This is a genomic window from Weissella paramesenteroides, from assembly GCF_036327715.1.
Taxonomy (GTDB): domain Bacteria; phylum Bacillota; class Bacilli; order Lactobacillales; family Lactobacillaceae; genus Weissella; species Weissella paramesenteroides.
Genome location: NZ_CP130559.1, coordinates 661,472 through 684,609, shown reverse-complemented (window position 1 = coordinate 684,609; position 23,138 = coordinate 661,472). Strand labels below are relative to the sequence as shown.

Annotated in this window: 22 protein-coding genes; 3 read left to right on the top strand and 19 right to left on the bottom strand. The window is 40.2% G+C overall.

The features are described from left to right. Window positions 1-4 precede the first annotated feature (4 nt). Together QRX23_RS03405 and QRX23_RS03400 are read left to right on the top strand one after the other, a co-directional pair. On the top strand, window positions 5-1,420 hold the full coding sequence (locus QRX23_RS03405; protein WP_330155928.1) for an ABC transporter ATP-binding protein: 1,416 nt from the start codon (window positions 5-7) through the stop codon (window positions 1,418-1,420). Beyond that, window positions 1,413-2,081 (top strand): energy-coupling factor transporter transmembrane component T family protein, encoded by a 669-nt coding sequence (locus QRX23_RS03400; RefSeq protein WP_131473735.1) that lies wholly within the window; start codon window positions 1,413-1,415, stop codon window positions 2,079-2,081. The genes QRX23_RS03405 and QRX23_RS03400 overlap by 8 nt, the downstream gene beginning before the upstream one ends. A 77-nt stretch (window positions 2,082-2,158) precedes the next feature. Here QRX23_RS03400 and QRX23_RS03395 read toward each other — a convergent pair whose 3' ends face one another. From QRX23_RS03395 to QRX23_RS03340, 12 genes are all read right to left on the bottom strand, one after another. After that, entirely contained in the window at window positions 2,159-3,322 is a 1,164-nt protein-coding gene (locus QRX23_RS03395) for a metal-dependent hydrolase family protein (RefSeq protein WP_131473736.1), read from the bottom strand. A gap of 15 nt (window positions 3,323-3,337) precedes the next feature. Next, window positions 3,338-4,945: a peptide ABC transporter substrate-binding protein gene (locus QRX23_RS03390; protein ID WP_330155927.1), complete on the bottom strand. Its 1,608-nt coding sequence runs from the start codon at window positions 4,943-4,945 to the stop codon at window positions 3,338-3,340. Between the two features lie 334 nt (window positions 4,946-5,279). Further along, window positions 5,280-5,978, bottom strand: coding sequence for a hypothetical protein (locus QRX23_RS03385; RefSeq protein ID WP_330155926.1), 699 nt, complete (start codon window positions 5,976-5,978; stop codon window positions 5,280-5,282). Further along, window positions 5,971-6,702 (bottom strand): type I 3-dehydroquinate dehydratase, encoded by a 732-nt coding sequence (aroD, locus tag QRX23_RS03380; protein WP_330155925.1) that lies wholly within the window; start codon window positions 6,700-6,702, stop codon window positions 5,971-5,973. The genes QRX23_RS03385 and aroD overlap by 8 nt, the downstream gene beginning before the upstream one ends. Further along, window positions 6,677-7,204 carry a shikimate kinase gene (locus QRX23_RS03375; protein ID WP_330155924.1) on the bottom strand — a complete coding sequence of 176 codons (528 nt, stop codon included), beginning with the start codon at window positions 7,202-7,204 and terminating at the stop codon, window positions 6,677-6,679. The genes aroD and QRX23_RS03375 overlap by 26 nt, the downstream gene beginning before the upstream one ends. Window position 7,205: 1 nt before the next feature. Beyond that, window positions 7,206-8,498 (bottom strand): 3-phosphoshikimate 1-carboxyvinyltransferase, encoded by a 1,293-nt coding sequence (gene aroA / locus QRX23_RS03370; protein WP_277361207.1) that lies wholly within the window; start codon window positions 8,496-8,498, stop codon window positions 7,206-7,208. Window positions 8,499-8,523: 25 nt separating this feature from the next. Beyond that, on the bottom strand, window positions 8,524-9,702 hold the full coding sequence (gene aroC, locus QRX23_RS03365; protein ID WP_330155923.1) for a chorismate synthase: 1,179 nt from the start codon (window positions 9,700-9,702) through the stop codon (window positions 8,524-8,526). 3 nt (window positions 9,703-9,705) lie between these two features. Next, complete coding sequence (gene aroB, locus QRX23_RS03360) at window positions 9,706-10,770, bottom strand: 3-dehydroquinate synthase (RefSeq protein WP_330155922.1); 1,065 nt, start codon at window positions 10,768-10,770, stop codon at window positions 9,706-9,708. A gap of 9 nt (window positions 10,771-10,779) precedes the next feature. Continuing rightward, the gene (aroF, locus tag QRX23_RS03355; protein ID WP_002827554.1) at window positions 10,780-11,760 is read right to left on the bottom strand and encodes a 3-deoxy-7-phosphoheptulonate synthase; all 981 of its coding nucleotides are present in this window, start codon (window positions 11,758-11,760) and stop codon (window positions 10,780-10,782) included. 1 nt (window position 11,761) lies between these two features. Beyond that, complete coding sequence (gene aroE, locus QRX23_RS03350; RefSeq protein WP_330155921.1) at window positions 11,762-12,574, bottom strand: shikimate dehydrogenase; 813 nt, start codon at window positions 12,572-12,574, stop codon at window positions 11,762-11,764. Window positions 12,575-12,742: 168 nt separating this feature from the next. Then, on the bottom strand, window positions 12,743-13,357 hold the full coding sequence (locus tag QRX23_RS03345) for an ECF transporter S component (protein ID WP_330155920.1): 615 nt from the start codon (window positions 13,355-13,357) through the stop codon (window positions 12,743-12,745). A 196-nt stretch (window positions 13,358-13,553) separates the two neighbouring features. Further along, complete coding sequence (locus QRX23_RS03340) at window positions 13,554-14,747, bottom strand: aminotransferase class I/II-fold pyridoxal phosphate-dependent enzyme (RefSeq protein ID WP_131473744.1); 1,194 nt, start codon at window positions 14,745-14,747, stop codon at window positions 13,554-13,556. Window positions 14,748-14,982: 235 nt separating this feature from the next. Between QRX23_RS03340 and QRX23_RS03335 the strand changes: the two genes are divergently transcribed. Further along, the gene (locus QRX23_RS03335; protein WP_330155919.1) at window positions 14,983-15,720 is read left to right on the top strand and encodes a M15 family metallopeptidase; all 738 of its coding nucleotides are present in this window, start codon (window positions 14,983-14,985) and stop codon (window positions 15,718-15,720) included. 261 nt (window positions 15,721-15,981) lie between these two features. Here the strand turns inward: QRX23_RS03335 and QRX23_RS03330 are convergent, their stop codons facing one another. Genes QRX23_RS03330 through lysA form a run of 7 tightly spaced genes read right to left on the bottom strand, consistent with a single transcriptional unit; the run spans window position 15,982 to window position 23,128 of the window. Further along, complete coding sequence (locus QRX23_RS03330; RefSeq protein WP_330155918.1) at window positions 15,982-17,052, bottom strand: aspartate-semialdehyde dehydrogenase; 1,071 nt, start codon at window positions 17,050-17,052, stop codon at window positions 15,982-15,984. A 29-nt stretch (window positions 17,053-17,081) separates the two neighbouring features. Continuing rightward, the gene (locus tag QRX23_RS03325) at window positions 17,082-18,263 is read right to left on the bottom strand and encodes an aminotransferase class I/II-fold pyridoxal phosphate-dependent enzyme (RefSeq protein WP_131473747.1); all 1,182 of its coding nucleotides are present in this window, start codon (window positions 18,261-18,263) and stop codon (window positions 17,082-17,084) included. Between the two features lie 39 nt (window positions 18,264-18,302). Next, complete coding sequence (gene dapB / locus QRX23_RS03320; protein WP_330155917.1) at window positions 18,303-19,043, bottom strand: 4-hydroxy-tetrahydrodipicolinate reductase; 741 nt, start codon at window positions 19,041-19,043, stop codon at window positions 18,303-18,305. Between the two features lie 4 nt (window positions 19,044-19,047). Beyond that, window positions 19,048-19,923 carry a 4-hydroxy-tetrahydrodipicolinate synthase gene (dapA, locus tag QRX23_RS03315; protein WP_330155916.1) on the bottom strand — a complete coding sequence of 292 codons (876 nt, stop codon included), beginning with the start codon at window positions 19,921-19,923 and terminating at the stop codon, window positions 19,048-19,050. Window positions 19,924-19,937: 14 nt separating this feature from the next. After that, window positions 19,938-21,089, bottom strand: coding sequence for an N-acetyldiaminopimelate deacetylase (locus QRX23_RS03310; RefSeq protein WP_330155915.1), 1,152 nt, complete (start codon window positions 21,087-21,089; stop codon window positions 19,938-19,940). An 11-nt stretch (window positions 21,090-21,100) separates the two neighbouring features. Further along, window positions 21,101-21,811 (bottom strand): 2,3,4,5-tetrahydropyridine-2,6-dicarboxylate N-acetyltransferase, encoded by a 711-nt coding sequence (dapD, locus tag QRX23_RS03305; protein ID WP_330155914.1) that lies wholly within the window; start codon window positions 21,809-21,811, stop codon window positions 21,101-21,103. Window positions 21,812-21,841: 30 nt separating this feature from the next. Next, the gene (gene lysA / locus QRX23_RS03300; RefSeq protein ID WP_330155913.1) at window positions 21,842-23,128 is read right to left on the bottom strand and encodes a diaminopimelate decarboxylase; all 1,287 of its coding nucleotides are present in this window, start codon (window positions 23,126-23,128) and stop codon (window positions 21,842-21,844) included. Window positions 23,129-23,138 lie beyond the last annotated feature (10 nt).

The following is a 23,138-nucleotide window of genomic DNA, read 5'->3' as shown; positions in this document are numbered from 1 at the left end:
GCTCATGACAAAACTACAAGTTGACAATTTAAGTTTTGCTTACGAGGCTGACCAACCTAATGTATTAAATCAGATAAATTGGATTCCTGAAGAAGGTTCATTTAATCTATTAGTTGGTCCGTCAGGTTCAGGAAAATCAACATTGCTTAAGGCAATGGCTGGTCTATTACCAAAATTTGGTGGTGTCATCACTGCTGGTAACGTCTTTTTAAACGACGAACCGATTCAGCCGCTGGCCCCTTTTGAAAGAGCTAAGCGCATCGCCATGCTCTTTCAAAATCCGGACCGCCAATTTGCCATGCGCACTGCACGCTTGCAATTAGTGTTTGCTTTAGAAAATTTGCAGTTGCCAATTGATACAATTAATCAGCGCGTCGCTTTAGCAATTAACGCCTTACATCTCGAGCAAATTGCTGACCAAGATTTATTAACATTATCAGGTGGTGAAAAACAACGAGTTGCCCTAGCAATCATCCTAGCAATGGATAGTGATATCGTGTTACTTGATGAACCATTTGCTAGTGTTGATCCAACTGCACGTTTAGCCTTATTAACTGATTTAAAGAAAATGCAATTAGAGCAACATAAGACAATTATTATCTCTGATCACGACTTATCAGGTTATCAAGAATTGGTTGATCATCTATTTGCTATCGATACGGCTTCAGGTACATTGCATCAACAACCACTTTCAAAACTGTTTGATTTACCGGCGCAAACCCCTTTTTATGGTTTGCCCCATTCAAACGGTCCCTTAGGTTGGCAAGATTTGACACTAACCGTTGGCAAAAGTCGTCAATTGCTAAAAAATAGTAACTTTACATTACCAACTGGACAAATTGGTCTCTTATCAGGTGCAAATGGGATTGGAAAGTCAACGCTTTTCAAAGCACTAAGTCACCAGGTCAAATATACTGGGCAAGTGACTTGGCATAATGAGGATACAACCAAAATTAAACTAAAAAATTGGGCAAAAAAAGTTGCTTTGATTTTCCAATCAGCTAGTGATCAATTTGTTACAATGACCGTGCAAGAGGAAATCACGTTGTCACAGCAACATGGTTTAGCAGCGGCTTATTGGTCAGAAGAACGGATTCAATCAGCTTTAAAAAGCCTAAATTTAAACCATCTAACTGAACACGTTGTTTATCAATTATCTGGGGGTCAACAAAAAAAGTTACAGGTGCTTAGCATGCTTATCATGGGACAACCGATTCTATTATTGGACGAACCATTAGCAGGTCTTGATATTGATTCAGTACAAGCAGTTATGCAACTAATCAGTGATAGCATTCAAGCAACAAACCAGAGTGTTTTGATGATATCGCACCAACGTTCTGGTTTGGCTGATTTTATTGATTACGAGTTGGTTTTTAAAAATCAAGCTTTACACCTTGTTGGGGAGGCACCAAATGCTTAAATTAAATCCAACCATTCTTGTTGCAATTATGCTAGGAATTGGTATTGAAACATCATTCGTTCGTTCTGTCATTCTCAATGGCGTCGTTGCATTAATTAGCCTGATTTATCTATTAATACAACGACCAAATTTAAAGGTTATTGGTTTGATGTTACTAATTTCAATTCCGGTTGCCTTTGGAACCTGGTGGTCATTTATTGCCTTTGGTACTGGTGATACCCATCACCTCGCCCTTGTTTATGCCACTCGTTTATATGCCTACTTACTTTTGGGTGCAGCAGTCACTTTAACTGTCAAAGTTAAAGATCTACTTTTCAGCCTAAACCAACATGCAAAATTATCTAATACTTTTACATACGGCTTATTAGCTGCATTTAATTTAGTACCCCGTGTTAGACGACAGGTACAAATTATTCGGTACGCTGGTGCCTTACGTGGCATCACCTATCACTTATGGCAGCCACAAATTTACTTTAAGGCCATCCTGAGTGCACTACATTGGTCAGATGATTTGGCAATTGCCATGACCTCACATGGTTTTTCAGAAGGTTTTCCAAGGACACAAACCATCCAAGAACACTTACCAAAATGGCAATGGGGTCTTGCCTTTCTATTAGTGCTCGCCTACTTTATTGTCGCTATTGTGATAAAACCTTGGTAATAAAAAAATAGCTATACAAAATACGCACCATGCAACTGACTTTACAGTAACAAGGTGCGTATTTTTAGTCTTAAAAATCAGTTAATCAATTTTCCAAATTTATACACAGTTTTCGGATATTGCAGAACCTTTATATTCGCCAATGGATTTTCGTCCAAAACGATAAAATCAGCCATAAAACCAGGTGCTATTTTCCCAACATGGTCATCAATTCTCAAAGCTTTTGCAGCACTACTAGTTGCCGCCAAAAGAGCATCTCCAGAAGTTAATCCGAGTGACGTCATCTTTTCAAGTTCCTTTGTTGAGCCATCATCAAAATTATTAAAAGGCGTACCGGCATCAGTCCCCATCACAACTCTTACTCCCGCTTTTATGGCTTTTGCAATACTATGACGATGGGCTATCAATACATCTTCATTCTTGTCATACATCCATTTGACAATATCTTCCTTATGATCATGAATCGCATCTGGTGCAGAAAGGGTTGGGACAATTGGCGTATCTGTTTCTAACAGCATATCAATTGCCTCATCATCCAAGTAAATAGCGTGCTCGATTGAATCTACACCTGCTTTAATTGCGTTTTTTATCCCCTGATTACCTTGTGCATGTGCTGCTACAGGTATGCCATAGTTATGTGCTTCCTCGACAGCCGTTGCTAATTCACTAACACTAAATTGTACGTTTCCAGGTACCTCTTGATCATTGCTTGTAACCCCGCCAGTCGCCATCAACTTTATGTTTTTAGCACCTTGTTTTATTAACTGACGTGTAGCCTTACGTACCTCATCCATACCATCCACTTCTTTACCAATGACTCCTGCGCCATGCCCACCAGTGATTGTTAGCGCAGCACCACTGGCAATAATATTTGGTCCTTCTATAACATGCTGTTTAATCAATTTCGCTAATTTAATATCAATATTGTTTGCTGCCCCAACTTCTCTGATAGTCGTTACACCATCTGATAACAATTCATGTAAATGTTTTATAGCATAAATTGTTAATTCTGCTTCATTTGTAATGGTTGTCAGTTGTTTTTTATCATTTGCAGTTAAATCTGAAATATGTGTGTGAGCATTAATTAAACCAGGAATGACAAACTTACCAGATAAACTAACAACCTGAGAATAATTGTCATTAATTGTAAAGTAACCCGATTCTGTATCGACCGTAAAGTCTGCTGCTTTAAATTCACCTGCTATAAAAATCTCTCCATTAATAAACTTTACTTTTGTCATGTCTCATATCTCCCTTTATTTCTTATAAGCTTCTTTAAAGTCAAACGTTGCTCCATAAGTATTCACCAACAACCCTTTAATGTTCGGTCGAATCAATGCCGGTATCGACTGATGTCCTAATGTCACGACAGGTAATTCACTGTGAATTCTTTGTTCAGCTTGCAATAAATCTTGATAGCGCTTGTCTGGCTGATTCACATCATTCCCATTTGCTCGTGCGAGCGCTGAATCATATTTTTTATCGTTAAATTGAGAAATATTGATACCACTATCACTTTGAATCATATTAAGAAAACTCATTGGATCTGCATATTCTCCACCCCATGAAGTCAACACAATGTCAAAGTCATGTGATAATTGCGCTTTAACCCTCGCTGCCTTTGGTTGAAACTTAACCGTTAATTCAACACCGGGTAAATTATTTTGTAACTGACTCTGTACATATTGTGCTTCGACCTTACTTTGATCGTCATTATCGGCTAGTAACGTTAATTTTATTTTTTTCACATTACTTTCAGCTAAACTATTTTTAGCATCTCGCTTATTAAATGTATATTTTTTGCTGTTGGCATCTTTACTAAAATCACGCTGGTTATCAGGATTTTTGATCGTATTCTCAGGCGTAAAGGCATTTCCACTACGTTCAATTCCATTGAGAACCTTATTTGTTAATCCCTTCGTATTAATGGCCTGTTTGATTGCAACACGTACTTTTTTATTTTGCAGATATTTATTCTTCAAATTCAATCCTAAAAAGTCAGTTCTACCATTCTTGATATTATGGTATGCTTGATTATTCTCATTTGCTCGAACTTGATCAGCAGTTAGTGATGTATAGTCAGATTTACCTGCTTTATACAAATTATAACCAGTTGTATTATCAGTCACTGTTTGAATATTAATTTTATTTGTAGTAACTTTCCCTTTATCCTCATAATCATTATTTTTCACTAATTGATACGACTTATCTGATCCATTCCAATTTTTTAGTACAAATGGCCCATTCGACAATGATTTATCAGCTGATGTACCATATGCCTTACCAACTTTCATTACAAATTTTTTAGGTTGCGGATAGAACGCTGTCCCTGTCAGAATACTTTTAAATGCTGGATCAGGGTTATTCAAGGTAATTTTTAATGTTTGACTATCAAGTGCTTCGACACCGAGGTCAGAAGCAGGCTTCTTTCCATTTGTCACTGCTGCCGCATTTTTAATATTATTGGCTAACGTTGCCCCATTAGACTTATTTTTTGGATCAACAGTCTGCTGTATACCAAAGACATAATCACTTGCTGTCACTTTTTCATGATTAGACCACCTTAAATTATCTTTTAAATGAAAAACATATTCATGGCCACCCTTAGATACATCAACCGACTTAGCATCAGCTAATTGGGGTTGATTATGCTTCCCATATCGATATAACCCTTGCCCTGTTTGTGTGATGATTTCTGTACCAGTAGAATCATTCGCCTGTGATGGATTCATTGTTGTCAAATCTGCAGATTCTGTCCAGTTTATCGTTTGATTCGCATAGACTGCTTTGTCTTGAAACAAACTTATACTAGTCGCAGTTGATAACCCCACCATCAATATAAACGATATTTTTTTAATTCTCATAGATATTCTCCATTAAATAATAATTAACTAAACAAAAACGGCTAACCAGCACATTATGTGCTAACTAGCCGTTGTCTTTTTAAAAATGACAGGTTAATTTCTAGCGGCTAGCTATCGTTAATGCATAACTGATAGCTAGCCCACAACAAATAGCCAACTATCTCGCTGGCCACCACCATGAAATAGTTGCTGAGAGTACAACTTGATTAATTTCTGAATGAATTAATAACATTATGATTTCTCCTTGCATGTCTTACTAGAATTTATTTAATTATAACGCTGGTATGAGAAAAATCAATAAATAATTAAAATAAAATTAAAAAATGTTTATTTTTTAATTTTCAAAATCAGCAATCAGGACACGGCTACCAGCAGACTGATCTGCCGGATCTGCTTGACCAAATGCTGCCTGTGACAAATGGAGTTTCGCAACTTCGACACCAAAATAATCTTGAATTAAATCTTGCACAAACAATAGTAATGCTTGTGAATCAAGCTCTGTTTCATGGATTAATACTGGTCCCTTGTTTTTAAAAACTTCTGCATTGCGTAAATTGTCTACTTTTTGTTCTAGTGCTGGCAATCCGGCTACTAAATGATAAACCACATGGTTCTCATGAACCCATTTTGTTAAATGAACAACATGTCGTAAATCAGTTAATCCAATTGGTAAAATCAAATCAGCAGCGATTGCAGTTAACTGCATAGGTTCTTGGGCTTGCTTTTGAATGGCACTCGTTAGAGTGGTTGTATCTAAAGTAAAATGCCCATTATAATCAAGCATGGCCTGCCCTAGCAACATTTCGACACGAGTAACATATCCAATCCGGTCAAACTGTGGATTAGTCGCTAATTCTTGAGCCAAGTGCTGTTTAAAAATATCAGGTGTTCGCCAATCAAGGCGTAATTTTGCTTGATTTAGAGCAATATCATCACCGACCGCATGAAATGTAATCAACGTATACCCCATGGTGCCGGGTATCTTATTAATTACAGCCTGTCTATCTTCTGAAAAAAAACGACTATTATACATATGATTCTCCCCATTTATGTAACAGTGTTGCTAAAGGCATTTGACCTGGTGCTGATGCCTCATTAACAACTGCGAAAGTCAATTGTGAGCCAAATTGATAACCAAGCTCACGTGACACCATCCCCAACTCACCCATTGACATCGTAATCAAAGGCACATCACTTTCGTTCGCACCAGTTGCCGTTGCCTGCAGTAACCGTTCAACATCCGTGGCATCTTTTGGCATGACCGCAAGTTTCGCAATGTCGATTGGTAGCTTTGTCATCTGTGCTAGACATGCGTCTAAACGAGCAGGTGTTGTGCTAAAGTTATGCTTTGATCCGATAACCTTGACATCTTTAGGTATCAATTTCAATAGCTCTTGCTGATCTGCTAATAAAGTTACCTCAATATCAACGGCTTCAACACCAGCTTGTATCGCGTCATGATAGACACTTTGATAGCGATCATGATGATAGGTTAATTTTCCCCCTTCATCAACAGTTCGCCAAGTAAAAATCATCGGTTTATTTAATATTTCGTGCACCTGGCGAATGTTAGTCACTGTTAATTCAGATAAATCCGACAAGAAATCAATGCGCCATTCCACAACATCCGCAGGTGTTTGACGCAAAGCTTGCGCAGTTAATCTTATTGCAGCAATTGTTTTGTCAACCATTGGCACAGCCACTAATGGTCGCCGTTCGGTGGCTACTGCACTACCTATTTTCAATCGTTTCATCATGATATGCTTCCATGTACTGTCTGACTTCTTCAGCAACCTGCGCAGCAGTTTTGTTATCGGTGTAGATGGTTTCTGTCGCAATCTCGGCATACTTAGCTAGACGCTGTTCCCAAAGTTCAGCTAGTTCCAATAATGACTTGTTGCGAACAATTGGCCGTGAATTATCTTTGACTAATCGTTCAACAGTTTGGCCAAAAGAACCCGATAGATAAATAACTGGCACCGTACTATTTTTTAATAATTGCCGGTTTGCTGTCAATTCAATAATGCCGCCACCAGTTGCCATAACCCCCTGCTTAACTAGATTTTCTTGCAGAATGGTCTGCTCAAGTTGTCTAAACCCTAATTCACCAACCGTTGCAAAAATTTCACCGGGTGTTTGACCCGTACGTTGACTCACTAACTGATCCGTATCTAAAAATGCTAGGTTTGTTTTTTTGGCCAATAATTGACCTACCGTTGTCTTACCAGCTCCCATGAAGCCAATTAAAATTACTTTCATCCTATTTTACGACCTCATTTAAGTCTCTAAAAAAATCTGGGTATGAAATATTCACTGCTTCTGCATTTGCAAGTGAAACTTCTCCCGTTGTTATCAGGGCAGCAATCGTTAACATCATTCCCACGCGATGATCACCACAAGAATCGATTGTCGTTGGTTGATCAACATGTAATGGTGTCCCACCATGAATATAAAACCCATCTTCTCTAGGTTCAATATTGGCACCTAGCTTATTTAATTGTGTTGTTACCGTAGCGATGCGGTCACTTTCTTTCACATGTAGTTCACTAGCACCAGAAATAATTGTATCCCCTTGTGCTTGCGTCGCAACTAACACGATCAGCGGTATTTCATCAATCATTGCTGGCACATCAGTCGCTGTGATTATCGTACTGTTTAATGATTGTGAGTGAACTTGAATATCTGCCATTGGTTCACCATCACTTGATTCATTCTGATAGATAAACCGGGCCCCCATGCGCTGCAAAATCGTTAAGATACCTGTACGTGTTGGATTAATGCCGACTTGTTTCAACGTTAATTGACTATTCGGTACGAGTAACCCGGCCACAAGCCAAAAAGCAGCCGAAGAAATATCACCCGGCACGCGAATCGTTGTTGCCTTCAAGTGTGTCTGAGGTGCAATTTTAATTTGATTGCCTTCACGTTTCACCATCACGCCAAATGCTGCTAGCATCCGTTCAGTATGGTCACGAGTCGCAATCGGTTCAATAATTGTTGTTTGTGATTTAGCTTGTAATGCCGCTAAAATAATTGCACTTTTTACTTGTGCAGAGGCAACTGGTAATTCATAAACTAACCCTTCAAGATAACGGGTGCCCAGTTTCGTAACTGGCAGATGATCATTTTTACTAACATAGCTCACCCCCATGGCACGTAATGGTTTAATCACACGTGCAAATGGTCGCTTAGACAAGCTGTTGTCACCACGAAATGTAATCGCAAATGGTTGATTCGCCAATAATCCCATTAATAATCGGGCTGTTGTTCCTGAATTTCCCATATCCAACATCTGCTTTGGCTCAACAAGTTCATTCAAGGACTTGCCATGAATGATTAAATCGTGATTTTCGGTACTAAATGTCACCCCTAAATTCGACATTGCCGTCACAGTTCGACGTACATCTTCAGAATCTAAAAGATGTTGTACTCTTGTATCACCTGACGCAATACTTCCAAGCATAACTGCTCGATGTGAAATACTTTTATCACCAGGCATTGTTAAAGTTCCCCGCAGTTGTTTCCCCGCTGTTTGTAACTTCATTTTGCCCATTATTTAACCTACAATTCTTTTCCAATCAAAAATGCTTGATTTCTTCACGATATGCTGACACTTGCTCTTGCAATCGTGACAAGCTATCTGTATCAAATTTATCTAGTATCGCCTTTGCTAACTCAATAGCAACCATAGCCTCAGCAATGACTGCTGCAGCAGTTACTGCCGTTGTATCTGATCTTTCCGTTGATGCTCGGTGATTTTCATGCGTGTCAATATCAACACTTTGCATTGGTTGATATAATGTTGGGATTGGCTTAACAACCCCACGAACAACAATCATTTCACCAGTGGTCATACCACCTTCGAAGCCACCCAAATGATTGGCACCACGATAAAAGCCTCGTTCAGCTGACCAATAAATTTCATCCATCAGCTCACTACCATATTTGGTCGCATTCGCAAAGCCACCACCAAATTCAACACCCTTAAAAGCATTAATACCAACAATAGCGCGGGCAATTTTAGCGTCTAATTTTTCATCAGCTGACACATACGATCCTAAGCCAGCAGGGACACCCGTTGCCATCACTTGCACCGTTCCACCAACAGTATCACGCTGACGTTTGGTTTGATCAATCACTTCACGCATTGCTTCATCATCAGTAGCAGTCAATGTACGTGTGGGATAACTTTCAGTGATGGCACGTAATTCAGCTAACGTTTTATATTTGGTAAGTTGTGTCAAGTCTGAACTAGCTGGTCCAATATTGGTCACAAAGCCATGAACATCAATATCAAGTGCAGCTAATAATTTTTTAGCAACCGCCCCTACGGCAACTCGCATCACCGTTTCACGAGCAGATGAACGTTCTAAAACATTACGTAAATCCACTTGATGACGATACTTCATACCACCAACTAGATCAGCGTGGCCTGGTCTAGGGCGCATGACTTTACGCATGCTATTTTCAACGGTAGCTGGACTATTTGGATCCATAATTTTTGACCAATGATTATGGTCATCATTGTGGACGTTTAAAGCAATTGGTGATCCCAAAGTGACTTGGTGACGGACACCTGACATAATTGTCACAGTATCTGTTTCAATGACTTGGCGCTGACCGCGACCATAACCATGTTGACGTCGTGCAAGCTGTTCATTAATATCAGCAGCCGTAATTGTTAAACCAGCTGGAATACCTTCAATAATGGCAACCTCTTCTGGACCATGACTTTCTCCTGCTGTCATATATCGCATAAATTATGATGCTCCTTCAATAAATTCTGTCATCTCTGCTAATGATTTTTTGATAATTACTGGTTGGCCAGGTTCTTTAACTGCAACTAATTGTAAGATACCTGAAAGATTCTTCTTATCATGTGCTAACTGCGCAATCATTGCTGGTTGGCTAACAAGAGCTGACGTAATTGGTAAGCCAACTACTCGTAACCTCTGGCTTAAGGCCTGTAAAAATTCAAATGAACTAACATTTTCGGCAACAAAGCGCTTGGTAATTGCAACCATACCTATTGACACTGCTTCGCCATGTCTTAAACCACCAGCAGCAAGTAATTCGATGGCGTGACCAATCGTATGACCAAAATTTAGATACTTACGAATACCTGCTTCACGCTCATCTTGCATCACAATTTTTGCTTTATATGTGACAGATTGTGTAATTAATTCTGACGCATTCGTTAAAATATCATTAACCGTCTGAATCCTACCTGTTAGTTGCCAGAATTCACCACCTGCTAATGCACTACTTTTAACCACTTCAGCATATCCTTCAACTAAATCTCGATTTGCTAAAGTTTTTAGATAGGTCGGATCGATCAGTACCAAATCAGGTTGATAAAATGTCCCCATAATATTCTTTGTTCGCCCTAAATTAATGGCCGTCTTACCACCAACACTCGAATCAACTTGTGCTGTCAGTGATGTGGCAATTTGAATAAAGGCAACCCCACGCATATATGTTGCGGCTGTTAGTCCAGCTAGATCACCAATCACACCACCACCTAGCGCAATTACGCCATCCGCACGAGTAAAATGTTTTTCAGCTAAACGCGCAATCGCCTTTTCAAGGCATGCCAATGATTTTGAGTGCTCACCCGCGGGTAAAACAAGGGTCGTTACTTGATAGCCAGCCGCTTGCAATTGGGTCACCGTATCAGATAAATAAAGTGCCGCAACATTTTCATCGGTCATCACTAATACCTGACGAGTTGACCATACCTGTTGAATTATTTTGCCGATTTCATGACGCATACCTTTTAAAATCTGAACTTGATAGGTTTTTTCAGGAACGGAAACTGTCACCATATTATCACCTCATAATTCATGAATTGCTTTTGCTTTTGTAAATAAAGTCATCATTTGATCTGGTGTGAGAGCTTGTTTGCCATCAACCCATGCTTTGGCTGGTTGATCGTGAATTTCAATCATCAATCCTTGTGCACCTGCTGCAACCGCTGCTAAGCCAATTGGTGTCACATGATCAGAAACCCCTGCTGCATGTGATGGATCAGCCAACACTGGTAAGTGCGTTAATTTTTGTAATACTGGAATAACACTGACATCCATTGTGTTTCGTAAATATTTTTGGTCAAAGCTGCGGATACCACGCTCCATCAAAATAATTTGTTGATTACCTTCAGATGCAATATACTCTGCCGCACTTAAAAATTCATCAACAGTTGCACTCATCCCGCGTTTCAACAGTACCGGTTTATTTTGTCGACCCAATGCCTTTAATAAGGAAAAGTTTTGCATATTACGCGTGCCAACCTGAAAAATATCCGTATATTGACCAACCAACTCAACATCAGCTGGACTCATAATTTCAGTCATCATATCCATGCCTAATGTATCAGCTGCGGCGCGATGCCAAACTAACCCCTGCTCACCGAGGCCCTGAAAACTATAGGGACTTGTCCGTGGTTTATAAGAACCACCACGTAAAATCGTTGCCCCTGCTGCCTTGGCAGCCTTTCCCATGGCTAAGACGTGCTCAGCAGACTCAATCGCATCTGGTCCCGCAATTAAGTTAAAATGCTGACCGCCAATTATTGAATGCTTGGTCTGAATAACCGTATCATCTGGTTGAAAAGTTCGACTAACTTGCATTGCGGCTGGATGATCCAAAATCACATCAACAACCTGTTGCTCATTAATAAATGGTGCCTCGCTCATACGCTTTAAGTTTGCGAATCCCACCCGATTTTTCCATGCATAAACATGTTCCAGGTGATTAGCCTTTGCTTGTGCTAACGTCGCTTGTGCTGCAGACACATCTGCCATGATAACGATCATTTCAATATCTTCCTTCTCTTAAAATTGCTGCCATCATTGCGTTTTGATCAGGTTTTATGCCTGTCCACTTTTCAAAACTCAATGCGCCTTGCCCTACTAACATGGCGAGACCATCGGTTGCTTGCCGATTGGCCTTTTTTGCAGCTGCTACAAATGGTGTATCGTTCAACTTATAAATAATATCGACAACTTGCACGTGATTTGGTGTTAATGCAAATTGTTTTGGCGAAAGCAACGATTGATTATTTTGCATACCCACATTTGTTGCATTAATAATCAAATCTGCTTTTAATAGAAATTGGTCGACATAGGCAATATTATGTAACGACTCTTGCAATAATGGTGCCAGTGTTCGTTCTTTCTCACGAAAAGCTGGTGTCATACGGTTAAAAACATGTACTTGACTTTCACTTGGTGCGCTGACAATGATTGCCTGTGCTGCACCACCAGTTCCTAAGACAACGACATTTTTTGGTGTTTTTTTAATCGTTGACCAAAAGCCTTGTCCATCAGTAATGTCACCAAACGTATGACCATCTTTCACAACCACCGTATTAACGACCCCTAGTGTTTTTGATAACTCAGATAATTCGTCAAGGTAAGGGATGATTGCTTGTTTAAACGGCATCGTCACATTAAAACCACGCATGCCATTTGCAACTAATTCACTAAATTTTTCTCCAAGTTGATGTGGTTCGATGGCAAAAAGCTGATAATCAGCATCAATATTAGCCAGTCGAAACGCTTCATTTTGCATAACTGGTGATTTGGATTGCTGTACCGGATAACCAATTAGTCCATAATGATCTGTCATTAATATCTCCGGGAATTTATATTTTTAGCAATAAAAAAAGAGACCGAAAAGATACAGTCTCTCAACATTAACGATACTGCTAAACTCTTCTCTTCTTTTAGTGTACTAAAATCAGAAGAGTTTTCAATACCGGAATAGATTCTAAATTGTCGTTAACAGCCTTAATTTTTAAATACGGTTTTTAAAATAAGTCAATATTGGTAACCCAATCAGCGGTACCAATATTGCGCCCGCAATGATTTCAAAAATACCATTAAACCCGGCAATAGAAACAATCAACCACTGCGCCAAATTAGTACTTGGAATACCAGTGAAAGATGTATTCATGACTTTAAAACTCACCCATGTAATCAACAATACCAAAGTCGTGTTGATCAACGCTGAGAAACCGCCTAAAACAACTAGCCAAGGTCCTTGTTTTTTCAATTCGCGATGTTGTACAAATTTTTGATACAAATAACCAATCAAAAAACCAACCATGATTCTCGGAATAAGCGCAGTTATTGGATTACGAAAGATCAGCGCACCAATGCTGGGAACACTAGACCATGCATGCCATAGTGAATACGCACCCCACACAAATCCTAATAAGGCACCCGTTTTCGGTCCAAGAATCATTGCACCAATTGCTACCGTATAGGTGATAATGGTAACTGCCGCCCCAATTGCAAAAGCTCCTAAGGGCAACGTTCCTAACCATGGCACAATTGATTGTAGCAAAACAATTGCTATAAATAATGCTGTTAAGACCAGATGTCGACTTTTGTTTACACGCGTTTGCATCGCGTTCCTCCAAATTTATCGTACTTTAACACTAATAAATTTTTGTTAGCACATGACTAACAAACGTATAAAATTATTGCACACACTAACCTATTTTGTCTATTATATACCAAAAAGAGAGTGCTTTATTTTAAAAAGGCGCCAACCTTACCCATTTTGCTTGGTAAATTGACGTCCCTTCAATATGTTCTATTGACTATACGTTCACATTAGCTCTTTTTGCAGCAAAGAATGCTTGCATTCGGCGAACTGCTTCTTGCAAATCTTCATCTGATGCAGCATAAGAAATGCGAATATATTCAGGTGTATATTCTGAAAAGGCAGAACCTGGAATGACGGCAACATGGCCATTTTCTGCTAGATCCAAAGCAAAGGCCTCACTATCATGCCCCATATCATCAGGAATCTTCGCAAAAATGTAGAAGGCCCCTTCTGGATTAACTACTTCAAAGCCAAGTTCTTCTAAATGTGGCACCAACCAATCACGACGCTTCTTATAGACGTCACGCATGTCATCAGCAACATCGGCTGCCGTAGTCAAAGCAACCGTTGCCCCATCTTGAATAAACTTTGGTAAGGCAAACGTCAATGCTTGATGTACTTTCTGTGCTTCATCAATAAATGCTTGATTGGCAATAATGAAACCGATTCGATAACCGGTCATCGCGTGTGACTTTGACAGACCAGTCATCAAAATTGATTGCTCTGGTAATAAACTACTTAACGATACGTGTGCTTGATCATATGTCAATTGGGCATAAATTTCATCAGAAATAACCCACAAATGATATCGCTTAAATACATCAGCCAAAGCTTGTAGTTCTTCACGAGTATATGTGACCCCAGTTGGGTTTGATGGGTAGTTAAATAAGATGGCTTTTACAGGAACATTTGCCTGTTCAACAGCTTCAGCCACTAGTTCTGGTGTCAATTTAAAGTCTGTTGGACGAGTATTGATTGTAATTTTCTTACCATGAGCCAAATCAAGTGAGGCAGTATATGGTGTGTAAGCTGGTTCAGGAATAATCAAACCTTCATTTTCATTTAATAACGTCATAAAAATAACATTGATTGCTTCTGATGCACCCACAGTCACAATGACATTATCTTCACTTTCAAATGGTAAATTATAACGAGAAGCATAATATTTTACGGCTGCTTGGCGTAAGTCACGTTCACCTTGAGCATCACTATAATGTGAATTATCATTCGCAATTGATGAGATGACGGCATCTTTGATTGCATCATCAACATTGAAACCGGGCTCACCGAAAGTTAAGCGCAATAAGTCAGGAATATCACGAACTTTTTTTTGAAAGCCGATTAAACCGTCAGCTGCTAAACTTGTTACCTTTGGATTAAGTGGTTGTACAAATTCATTTTTCGTCATTTTAATTCACTCACATTTCTCTTTATTTTTTAATTGAATATCATTATAATATAAAATCCGATTTTTAGGAAAATATTTGGATTTTTTTGTATAATACCTACATTCTACACTGTTTGTGCCTTTTTTAACAACTGTGAACCGCTTTCATTATGCAAAATTCATGTTAAAATAGCCATAAGTCATACACATTAACTGACATAATTTTTTAATCATTTAATTAACAAGGAGGCATACGATGTTAGATTTTACTGACACGCCAATTGAAACACCAGTTACAAACTGGGACTGGTCTCCCATTCGTGAAGTACCTATTCGGGAAAATGACGAACCACTGATTTCATTAAGTTATTTACCAGAAAAAATGGTTGTTAGCCCGCAATACTTCATTCAAAATTTACCTGGGTCATACCCTGAGTTATATACACGTTTAGAAGTACAAAATAAATTAATTAGTGCCGCCCGCAAATTACCTTATGGCTATAAATTTGTGATTTTTGATACATGGCGAAGCATTCCAACACAGCAAGCCTTATTTGATCAAATGAAGCACTTTGTACAACGTGATCATCCTGGCTATTCTGATGAACAGGTACAACAAGCAGCTCTTCGAATCGTTGCACTGCCATCAACAGATCCAATGAAACCTTCCCCTCATAATACGGGTGGCTCAATTGATTTATCTATCGTTGATGAAGACGGTCGCTTGTTAGAAATGGGCAGCCCATTTGATGATATCAGTGTGCGAGCGAAGACCACTTATTATGAAACTGAAGAAACTTCTGACGCATACGACGTTGCCCGTCGTAACCGTCGCTTGTTATATCATATAATGACGCAGGCTGGATTCACTAACTACAGTGAAGAGTGGTGGCATTTTGATTATGGTAATCAAAACTGGGCTAGTCTGACAAACAACGGTTATGCCATATATGGTGCAACCAAACCCGTATTTCCATGGGTCGAAGCATACTAGTAAATTAAAATTCATGGTTGTTACAGTTTTTAAAACACGTTAAAGAGGCCGAGACAGATGTTGTCTCGGCCTCTAATTTTTGTGCTAAAAGATATTAATTAAACGCATGTTAGTTTGATAGCATAAACGCGTTCCAAAAGTCTGAAACCTCAATGTAACGCAATTTACGACATTTCTGTCCTTCGCTTTGCTTCGGCCAAAAATGACGAAAACTACGTTACACACCGGCTTCAAAGCGACTTTTGTCTCGCTCTCCTTTTATCACGCCTGACTATGGATCAAGTCACGCTTGACCAACTCTTCAGCAATTTGAACTGTATTCCAGGCTGCACCCTTCAACAAGTTATCAGAAACTACCCACATATTGAAACTACCAGGGTTTTCAATGTCTGCACGGACACGTCCAACAAAGGTTTCGCGCTTTCCTTCTGCTTTGATTGGCTGTGGATAGAGTTGTTCATCTGGATTATCCTCTAAAACAACGCCTGGTGCACTTGCCAAAACACGCTGCACATCTTCTCTTGTTGCTGTTTCATCATCTACTGAGACATATACTGACTCACCATGACCAATTGGAACTGGCACGCGAACAGCCGTAGCGGTCACTTTCACTTCACTAGAATGTGGATCACCAAATAAAATTTTCTTGGTTTCTTGCATCATCTTTTGTTCTTCAAAAGTGTAACCATCTTCTTGGAAAACATCAATTTGCGGCAATAAGTTAAACGCCAATGGATAGTGTTTCTTATCTCCCTTGGTTGGCAAAATATCCGCTGTCTCTTCTTCACCGTCTAGGTGTTGTTGTGCTTGATGCAACAACTCATCCCAAGCACGTTGACCGGCACCTGAAGCTGCTTGATATGTCGAAACAATCACTTGATTCAAACCGTATGCCTGACGTAGTGGTTCCAACGCCACTACCATTTGAATAGTTGAACAATTAGGATTAGCAATAATTCCCTGGTGATCTGCTAAAGCTTCTGGGTTAACTTCTGGTACCACAAGTGGTACTTTTGGATTCATCCGCCAACGTGATGAGTTATCAACTGCTACTGCCCCACGTTTGACTGCTTCGGGAAGCAACGATCCTGCTAAGCTACCACCTGCAGATGCTAAAACCAGATCAATCCCATCAAATGAATCTGGTGTTGCTTCTTCCACCACAATGTCTTGTCCTTTAAATTGACGCGTTTGTCCAGCTGAACGAACAGAAGCTAACAACTTTAATGATTTAACTGGAATCGTCGATTGTTCTAATTGTGCTAAAATACGTGTACCAACTGCTCCAGTTGCACCTAAGATGGCCACATTATACCCTGCTTCGCTTGTCATGTTATCCCCCAATGTCTAAATGTATGAACTTATTTCCTCAAATCAACATAATGCTTTAAACGGGTAATCGCTGATTTCAAATTCTCCGTTGATGCAGCATAAGAAATACGAATATATCCTTCGCCCCCTGCGCCAAAAATTGAACCCGGTGCCACACCTAATTTCACTGTATCTGCCAAATCATAGACAAATTCAGTATCATTTGTATTCAAAAAGTCCGGAATTTTTGCAAAAATGTAAAAGGCGCCACCAGGTTGTGCTGCTGTAAAGCCTGCTTCAGCCAACCCTGCCAAAACCAAGTCACGGCGTTCTTCATAGACCACGCGCATCTTTTCAGGATCTTCACGACCATTTCGTAGCGCTTCTAATGCACCTGCCATCATTGGGCCAGGTGCTGTCGCAACCATCGCTTGGTGTGCCTTACCAACTTGCTTCATTAATTCTGCTGGACCAACGACATAACCAATACGATAACCTGTCATCGCATGTGACTTTGACACACCACTGATCAGTACTGTTTGTTCAGGTAATAAACGAGCCATTGATGTATGCTTGGCATCATAGACTAATTCAGCATAAATTTCATCAGCAATCACAAGTAATTGATGTTCGCGTAAAATCGCTACCAACGCTTTTAGCTCCGTCTCAGAATAAGTAACACCAGTTGGATTTGATGGATAATTAAGTAAAATAGCTTTTGCATTTGGGTGCGCAGTTAAGATAGCCGTTAATTTCGCAGGAGTCACGATAAAATCAGGTGCAGTATTTAAACCAATGACTTCAATGCCTAATGTTTGTGCGACCGATGCATATAACGGAAAAGTTGGTGTTGGCACAATCAATTCATCCCCTGGGTTAAATAATGCTTGGAATGTTGCACTGATTGCCTCAGCCGCACCAACCGTTACACTCACCTCAGTAGCTGGATCATATCTTGGCGTATCAAACCGATCGACTAGATAATCAGAGATTGCTTCACGTAATGCCAAAACGCCCTGTGAAGATGAATAATGTGAATCATCTGCTTGCACATCTCGAATAATTGCTTGTTTAATATGCTCGGGTGCTGCAAAATCTGGCTCACCCAAAGTTAATTTTAAAATGCCATCAATCGTTGAGAACTTATCATCTACCACACGGATTGGTGAAGGCACCATCTTTGCCAATATATTATTATGTTGTCCTGCTAACGCTGCGCTTAATTCAACCATTTCTTAATCTCCCTGGCTCTTCGCCTATTTTTTTAATACTTATAATACCTTGTCTAATCCAACTTGCAATCCTTGAATGGTATTGATTTGGCGAATAGCTAGTGCAACCCCACCCATGAAAGACTCACGGGTAAATGAGGTCTGCTTAATTCGCAATGTTTCCCCAGGTGCACCAAAGATAACTTCTTCTTCAGCGACATATCCTGGTAAGCGCATTGCGTGAACCGTCACATTGTCAATTTGATCACCGCGTGCCGGATCCTTAACATTTGTTTTTACTGGATCTGCTTGGCGGGACTTTGCAATTGCTTGAGCAGTCGCACGTGCCGTCCCAGAAGGTGCATCAACCTTCTTCGGATTATGAATCTCCAAAATTTCAGCATCTGGTAAATATTTCGCTGCTTGCGCTGCAAATTGCATCAATAGCACGCCCGACAATGAAAAGTTAGGTACAACCAAGGTTGCACGACTTTCTTTTTCACTCAATGTTTTTAAAGCCGCCAGTTGCTCTGCCTGTAAACCACTCGTACCAACCACTAATTGGAATCCATGAGTCAAAGCGTACTGTCCGTTAGCAAAAGCTGCCTCTGGTTGCGTCACATCAACCCAAACATCTGCCGTCACATCAATGTCTGCTAATGATGTAAATACAGGTAACTCACTCTCATGTAGCGAACCCGATAAAATACCAACTAATTCTAAATCTGTTTCATTTTCTATCAGTTGTTGAATGGCGAGGCCCATTTTACCAAAACCACCTGCCAAAAATACAGTTGTCATCTAATTATTCCTCCCGATCAAGTTGGGCCAACACATCTGCCGTCTCGCTTTCATCTAAAGGCAAAATAGGTAAACGTGTTACATTCTGAACCTCACCTTGATGTGCAAGCACGGCTTTAACTGGTGCTGGGGATGGGTAACTGAATAATGCTAACATGCGTGGTGTTAACCAACGTTGTTTTTCACCAGCCTTGGCCACATCACCAGCAGCAAGTGCTTGGAACAAATCCGTCATTTCCTTACTATATAAATGAGCAGCAACTGAAATCGTACCAGCAGCACCGACTGCCTTGGCAGCTAGTGTTTGTGAATCTTCACCCGTGTACACCTTAAATCCCGCAGGCGCATGTGCAACTAGGTAGGCCAAGTCATCGATGCTGGTTACTTGCTTGACCGCATTGATATTTGGATGTTCAGCCAATTTCAAAACACTTTCGTTAGTTAATCCAACCACGGTACGACCAGGAATATTATAAATCATGACTGGCACATTTGAAGCATCTGCAATTGCTTGAAAATGGGCAATCATCCCCTTTTGATTAGGCTTACTATAATAAGGGGTCACTGCCAATACTGCATCAACACCTGTGATTGCACTAACTTCCTTGGCAAGTGCCACGGAATGAGCGGTATTATTATCACCAACATTTGCAATTACTGGTCCACGATCACCCACTTTCGCCGCAAAGTAAGCATATAATGAAATTTTTTCATCATGCGTCAATGTGGGTGATTCACCTGTCGTGCCACCAATAACAAATCCCTGTGTACCTTCTGCGATTAACCGTTCAGTTAATGAATCTAATGCCTGGTAATCAATCGTATTTTCATCTGTAAATGGTGTAATAATTGCTGTAATTAAAGAAATGTCTTCGTACATTTTATTCACACTTTCTATTCTGACATACGCCAAGACAGATATTTAATAATTGCCTTAACGCCGGTTTCAATTGCTGCTTCATCTGGGCTTAATCGACTGTCATGTAGCGTATGTGCATCATCACCAACACCAAGCCAAAACATCGTGCCTGGAATTTGGTTAATTAGATAACCAAAGTCTTCACCAGTCATGGCTGGCTCACAAGTTGTAAAGTCAATCTCATCATCATTTGTCATATATTGAATAAACGCTTTGGTCGTGTCGGGGTCATTATTAACTGGCCAATAACCACCTTGAATCAATTGTAAATCAAATTGCACATTATACATTGTTTCCAAACCTTGTGCGATTTCTCGTACACGTTGTTGCATCATTTCCAAATCTGGTTGTTTAAACGCCCGAATAGTCCCAGCTAACTGTGCTTCATTCGGAATTACATTACCAATCGTACCTGCTTGTAACATACCAATCGTAACGACACCACCGTGAACCGGATCAACATTACGTGAGACAATTGTCTGAACCTGCATCACAAATGCTGCTGCAGCAACAATTACATCATGTGCGCGATGTGGAAATGCCGCATGGCCACCTTTTCCTTTAATCGTCAAATGAATTTCAGTGCTCCCCGCAAATAGCGTTCCTTTACGAGTTGCAATCTGACCTGCTCGCATTGCAGGTTGATCATGCAAGGCATAAAATTCATCTGGGCGCCATTCATTAACAAACGTCCCTAATTCATACAGTTGCTTACCGCCAGCTTGTTCTTCTTCAGCTGGTTGAAATAAGAAGACCATGTTATCCTCTGGTTGCTGTTCTGCAAAATGCGCTAGTACACCCAATGCGACTGTCATATGAATATCGTGACCACATGCATGCATGACCCCTGGACGCTCCGATGAAAAAGGCAAACCCGTTTCTTCTGTAATTGGTAATGCATCAATATCTGCACGATACCCAATTGTCCGCTTAGGATGCTTACCTGCTAAGCGAACCAATAAAGCTGTTGGCAAAGCTGGAATTTCTCTGATAGTCAACCAAGGAGAGTGCCAAGACGTCACGATTTTTTTCAAATAAGCTTGTGTCTCAAATTCAGCCATTGACAGCTCTGGATGAGCATGTAGATGACGCCGAATATCAATTAGATTTAAATCTGTAATCGTCATGTCTACCTCGCTTACAATGATCGTAAGGCATCAACTAAAGCGGTCTTTGCCTGTGTTTGCTCATCAATTGTTTTGATAACTTTGGCTGGCACACCAGCAACAACCGTGTTTGCTGGTACATCTTTCGTTACAATTGCCCCCGCTGCAATAACGGCATTATCACCAACCTGTACGCCTTCGATGACAACGGCATTGGCACCAATCAACACATTGTCACCAATCGTCACAGGTGTCGCTGATGCTGGTTCTACAACACCCGCAAGAACGGCGCCAGCACCAACATGACTATGCTGACCAACAATCGCACGACCACCAAGAACCGCCCCCATATCAATCATCGTACCAGCACCAATTTCGGCACCAATATTAATCACAGCTCCCATCATGATAACGGCATTATCGCCGATTGACACCTGATCACGGATAATCGCTCCTGGTTCAATGCGGGCTGGAACATCTTCATAGTTTAACAATGGGACACCACTGTTACGAGCTAATAATTCAACATGGTAGTCTGATATTTGATTAGCTGCTGCCGCAATAATCGGTTGAATATCTTTGTAATCACCAATGACCGTACCCGTCTTTGTTTCAATAAAAGCCTGCACCGTTGTGGGCCATTCAATGTCAGCCAAATCGCCTGCCAGCGTCACACGAGCGGGTGTCTTCTTTGGGGCAGTTGCGATGTAATTAATAATTTCTTGGGCGTCTAAATTGTTCATTCTAGTTTATCTCCTACTCTCATTGTCTACTTATTGATAATGCTCATCTAAACGTAGCATATCAGCGTATGTTTCTCGTTCAACAACTAATTGTGATTGACCATCCTCAACAAAGACAACGGCTGGTCGTGGGTTACGATTATAATTTGAAGCCATTGAATAACCATAGGCACCTGTCGCCAAGACTGCCAAAACATCACCTGGTTTCGTTTTTGGTAAAGCTTGTTGCCAGACAAGGACATCACCTGACTCACAATATTTACCAGCAACTCGCACAACTTCTTCAGTTGGTGCTTGTGGGTTGTTGGCTAAAATTGCTTCATATTTTGCTTCATATAATGCCGGTCGAATATTGTCTCCCATACCACCATCAACAGATAAATATGTGCGAATACCTGGCACATCTTTCCTTGAACCAATTGTATAAAGATTATAACCAGCTGGACCAACAATGGCCCGCCCTGGTTCAATCCAAATGGCTGGCATTGTCATGCCATATAATGTTGTTTTTTCTGTGATCGTATCAATAATTGCTTCAACAAACTCAGTTGCTGGTAATGGTTTATCATCGGCCGTATAGCGAATACCAAAGCCACCACCGGTATTAATCACTTGTGGATCAAAGCCCCATTCATGAACTAAATCAACCAATTTTTCTGCGGCCATTTTAAAGCCAGTGACATCAAATATTTGTGAACCAATGTGTGCTGACACTCCCAGAACATTTAGATAGGGATCAGCGATCGCTTTTTGCAGGGCCGCATATGCTTGACCACTATTCACATCAAAGCCAAACTTACTGTCAGTTTGACCAGTAGAGATATAGTCATGAGTATGTGCCTCGACACCTGGTGTAATTCTTAATAAGACATCTTGTGTTTTATCACGTTCGCTTAACAAATCATGCAAAACTGACAATTCATAAAAGTTATCAAGAATAATCGTTCCTAACCCACTATCGATTGCCATTTCGAGTTCTTCGATTGATTTATTATTACCATTGAAAGATACCTGACTCATTGGATAATTTGCTGCAAGCGCTGTTTGAATCTCCCCACCTGAAACAACATCTAAATGAATCCCCTCTTGTGCTGCAACTTCATACATGGCAATCGTTGCGAAAGCTTTTGATGCATATGAAACAACATAATTAATTTGCCTATTCATAAATACTTCTTTAAAAGAACGCATTTGTTGACGAATGTGATTAACATCATACACATATAGTGGCGTTTGATATTGTTTTGCTAACTCTGTCGCCGTGACACCGCCAATTGTAAGTTCACCGTTTTGATTGACTTGATATGGTACTGACATATTTACTATT

Excerpts from the sequence above, each read along its gene's own strand:
- QRX23_RS03405 (WP_330155928.1), top strand. The coding sequence starts at position 5 with ATGACAAAACTACAAGTTGACAATTTAAGTTTTGCTTACGAGGCTGAC.
- QRX23_RS03400 (WP_131473735.1), top strand. The coding sequence starts at position 1,413 with ATGCTTAAATTAAATCCAACCATTCTTGTTGCAATTATGCTAGGAATT.
- QRX23_RS03395 (WP_131473736.1), bottom strand. The coding sequence starts at position 3,322 with ATGACAAAAGTAAAGTTTATTAATGGAGAGATTTTTATAGCAGGTGAA.
- QRX23_RS03390 (WP_330155927.1), bottom strand. The coding sequence starts at position 4,945 with ATGAGAATTAAAAAAATATCGTTTATATTGATGGTGGGGTTATCAACT.
- QRX23_RS03385 (WP_330155926.1), bottom strand. The coding sequence starts at position 5,978 with ATGTATAATAGTCGTTTTTTTTCAGAAGATAGACAGGCTGTAATTAAT.
- aroD (WP_330155925.1), bottom strand. The coding sequence starts at position 6,702 with ATGATGAAACGATTGAAAATAGGTAGTGCAGTAGCCACCGAACGGCGA.
- QRX23_RS03375 (WP_330155924.1), bottom strand. The coding sequence starts at position 7,204 with ATGAAAGTAATTTTAATTGGCTTCATGGGAGCTGGTAAGACAACGGTA.
- aroA (WP_277361207.1), bottom strand. The coding sequence starts at position 8,498 with ATGGGCAAAATGAAGTTACAAACAGCGGGGAAACAACTGCGGGGAACT.
- aroC (WP_330155923.1), bottom strand. The coding sequence starts at position 9,702 with ATGCGATATATGACAGCAGGAGAAAGTCATGGTCCAGAAGAGGTTGCC.
- aroB (WP_330155922.1), bottom strand. The coding sequence starts at position 10,770 with ATGGTGACAGTTTCCGTTCCTGAAAAAACCTATCAAGTTCAGATTTTA.
- aroF (WP_002827554.1), bottom strand. The coding sequence starts at position 11,760 with ATGATCGTTATCATGGCAGATGTGTCTGCAGCACAAGCGACGTTAGCA.
- aroE (WP_330155921.1), bottom strand. The coding sequence starts at position 12,574 with ATGACAGATCATTATGGACTAATTGGTTATCCGGTACAGCAATCCAAA.
- QRX23_RS03345 (WP_330155920.1), bottom strand. The coding sequence starts at position 13,357 with ATGCAAACGCGTGTAAACAAAAGTCGACATCTGGTCTTAACAGCATTA.
- QRX23_RS03340 (WP_131473744.1), bottom strand. The coding sequence starts at position 14,747 with ATGACGAAAAATGAATTTGTACAACCACTTAATCCAAAGGTAACAAGT.
- QRX23_RS03335 (WP_330155919.1), top strand. The coding sequence starts at position 14,983 with ATGTTAGATTTTACTGACACGCCAATTGAAACACCAGTTACAAACTGG.
- QRX23_RS03330 (WP_330155918.1), bottom strand. The coding sequence starts at position 17,052 with ATGACAAGCGAAGCAGGGTATAATGTGGCCATCTTAGGTGCAACTGGA.
- QRX23_RS03325 (WP_131473747.1), bottom strand. The coding sequence starts at position 18,263 with ATGGTTGAATTAAGCGCAGCGTTAGCAGGACAACATAATAATATATTG.
- dapB (WP_330155917.1), bottom strand. The coding sequence starts at position 19,043 with ATGACAACTGTATTTTTGGCAGGTGGTTTTGGTAAAATGGGCCTCGCC.
- dapA (WP_330155916.1), bottom strand. The coding sequence starts at position 19,923 with ATGTACGAAGACATTTCTTTAATTACAGCAATTATTACACCATTTACA.
- QRX23_RS03310 (WP_330155915.1), bottom strand. The coding sequence starts at position 21,089 with ATGACGATTACAGATTTAAATCTAATTGATATTCGGCGTCATCTACAT.
- dapD (WP_330155914.1), bottom strand. The coding sequence starts at position 21,811 with ATGAACAATTTAGACGCCCAAGAAATTATTAATTACATCGCAACTGCC.
- lysA (WP_330155913.1), bottom strand. The coding sequence starts at position 23,128 with ATGTCAGTACCATATCAAGTCAATCAAAACGGTGAACTTACAATTGGC.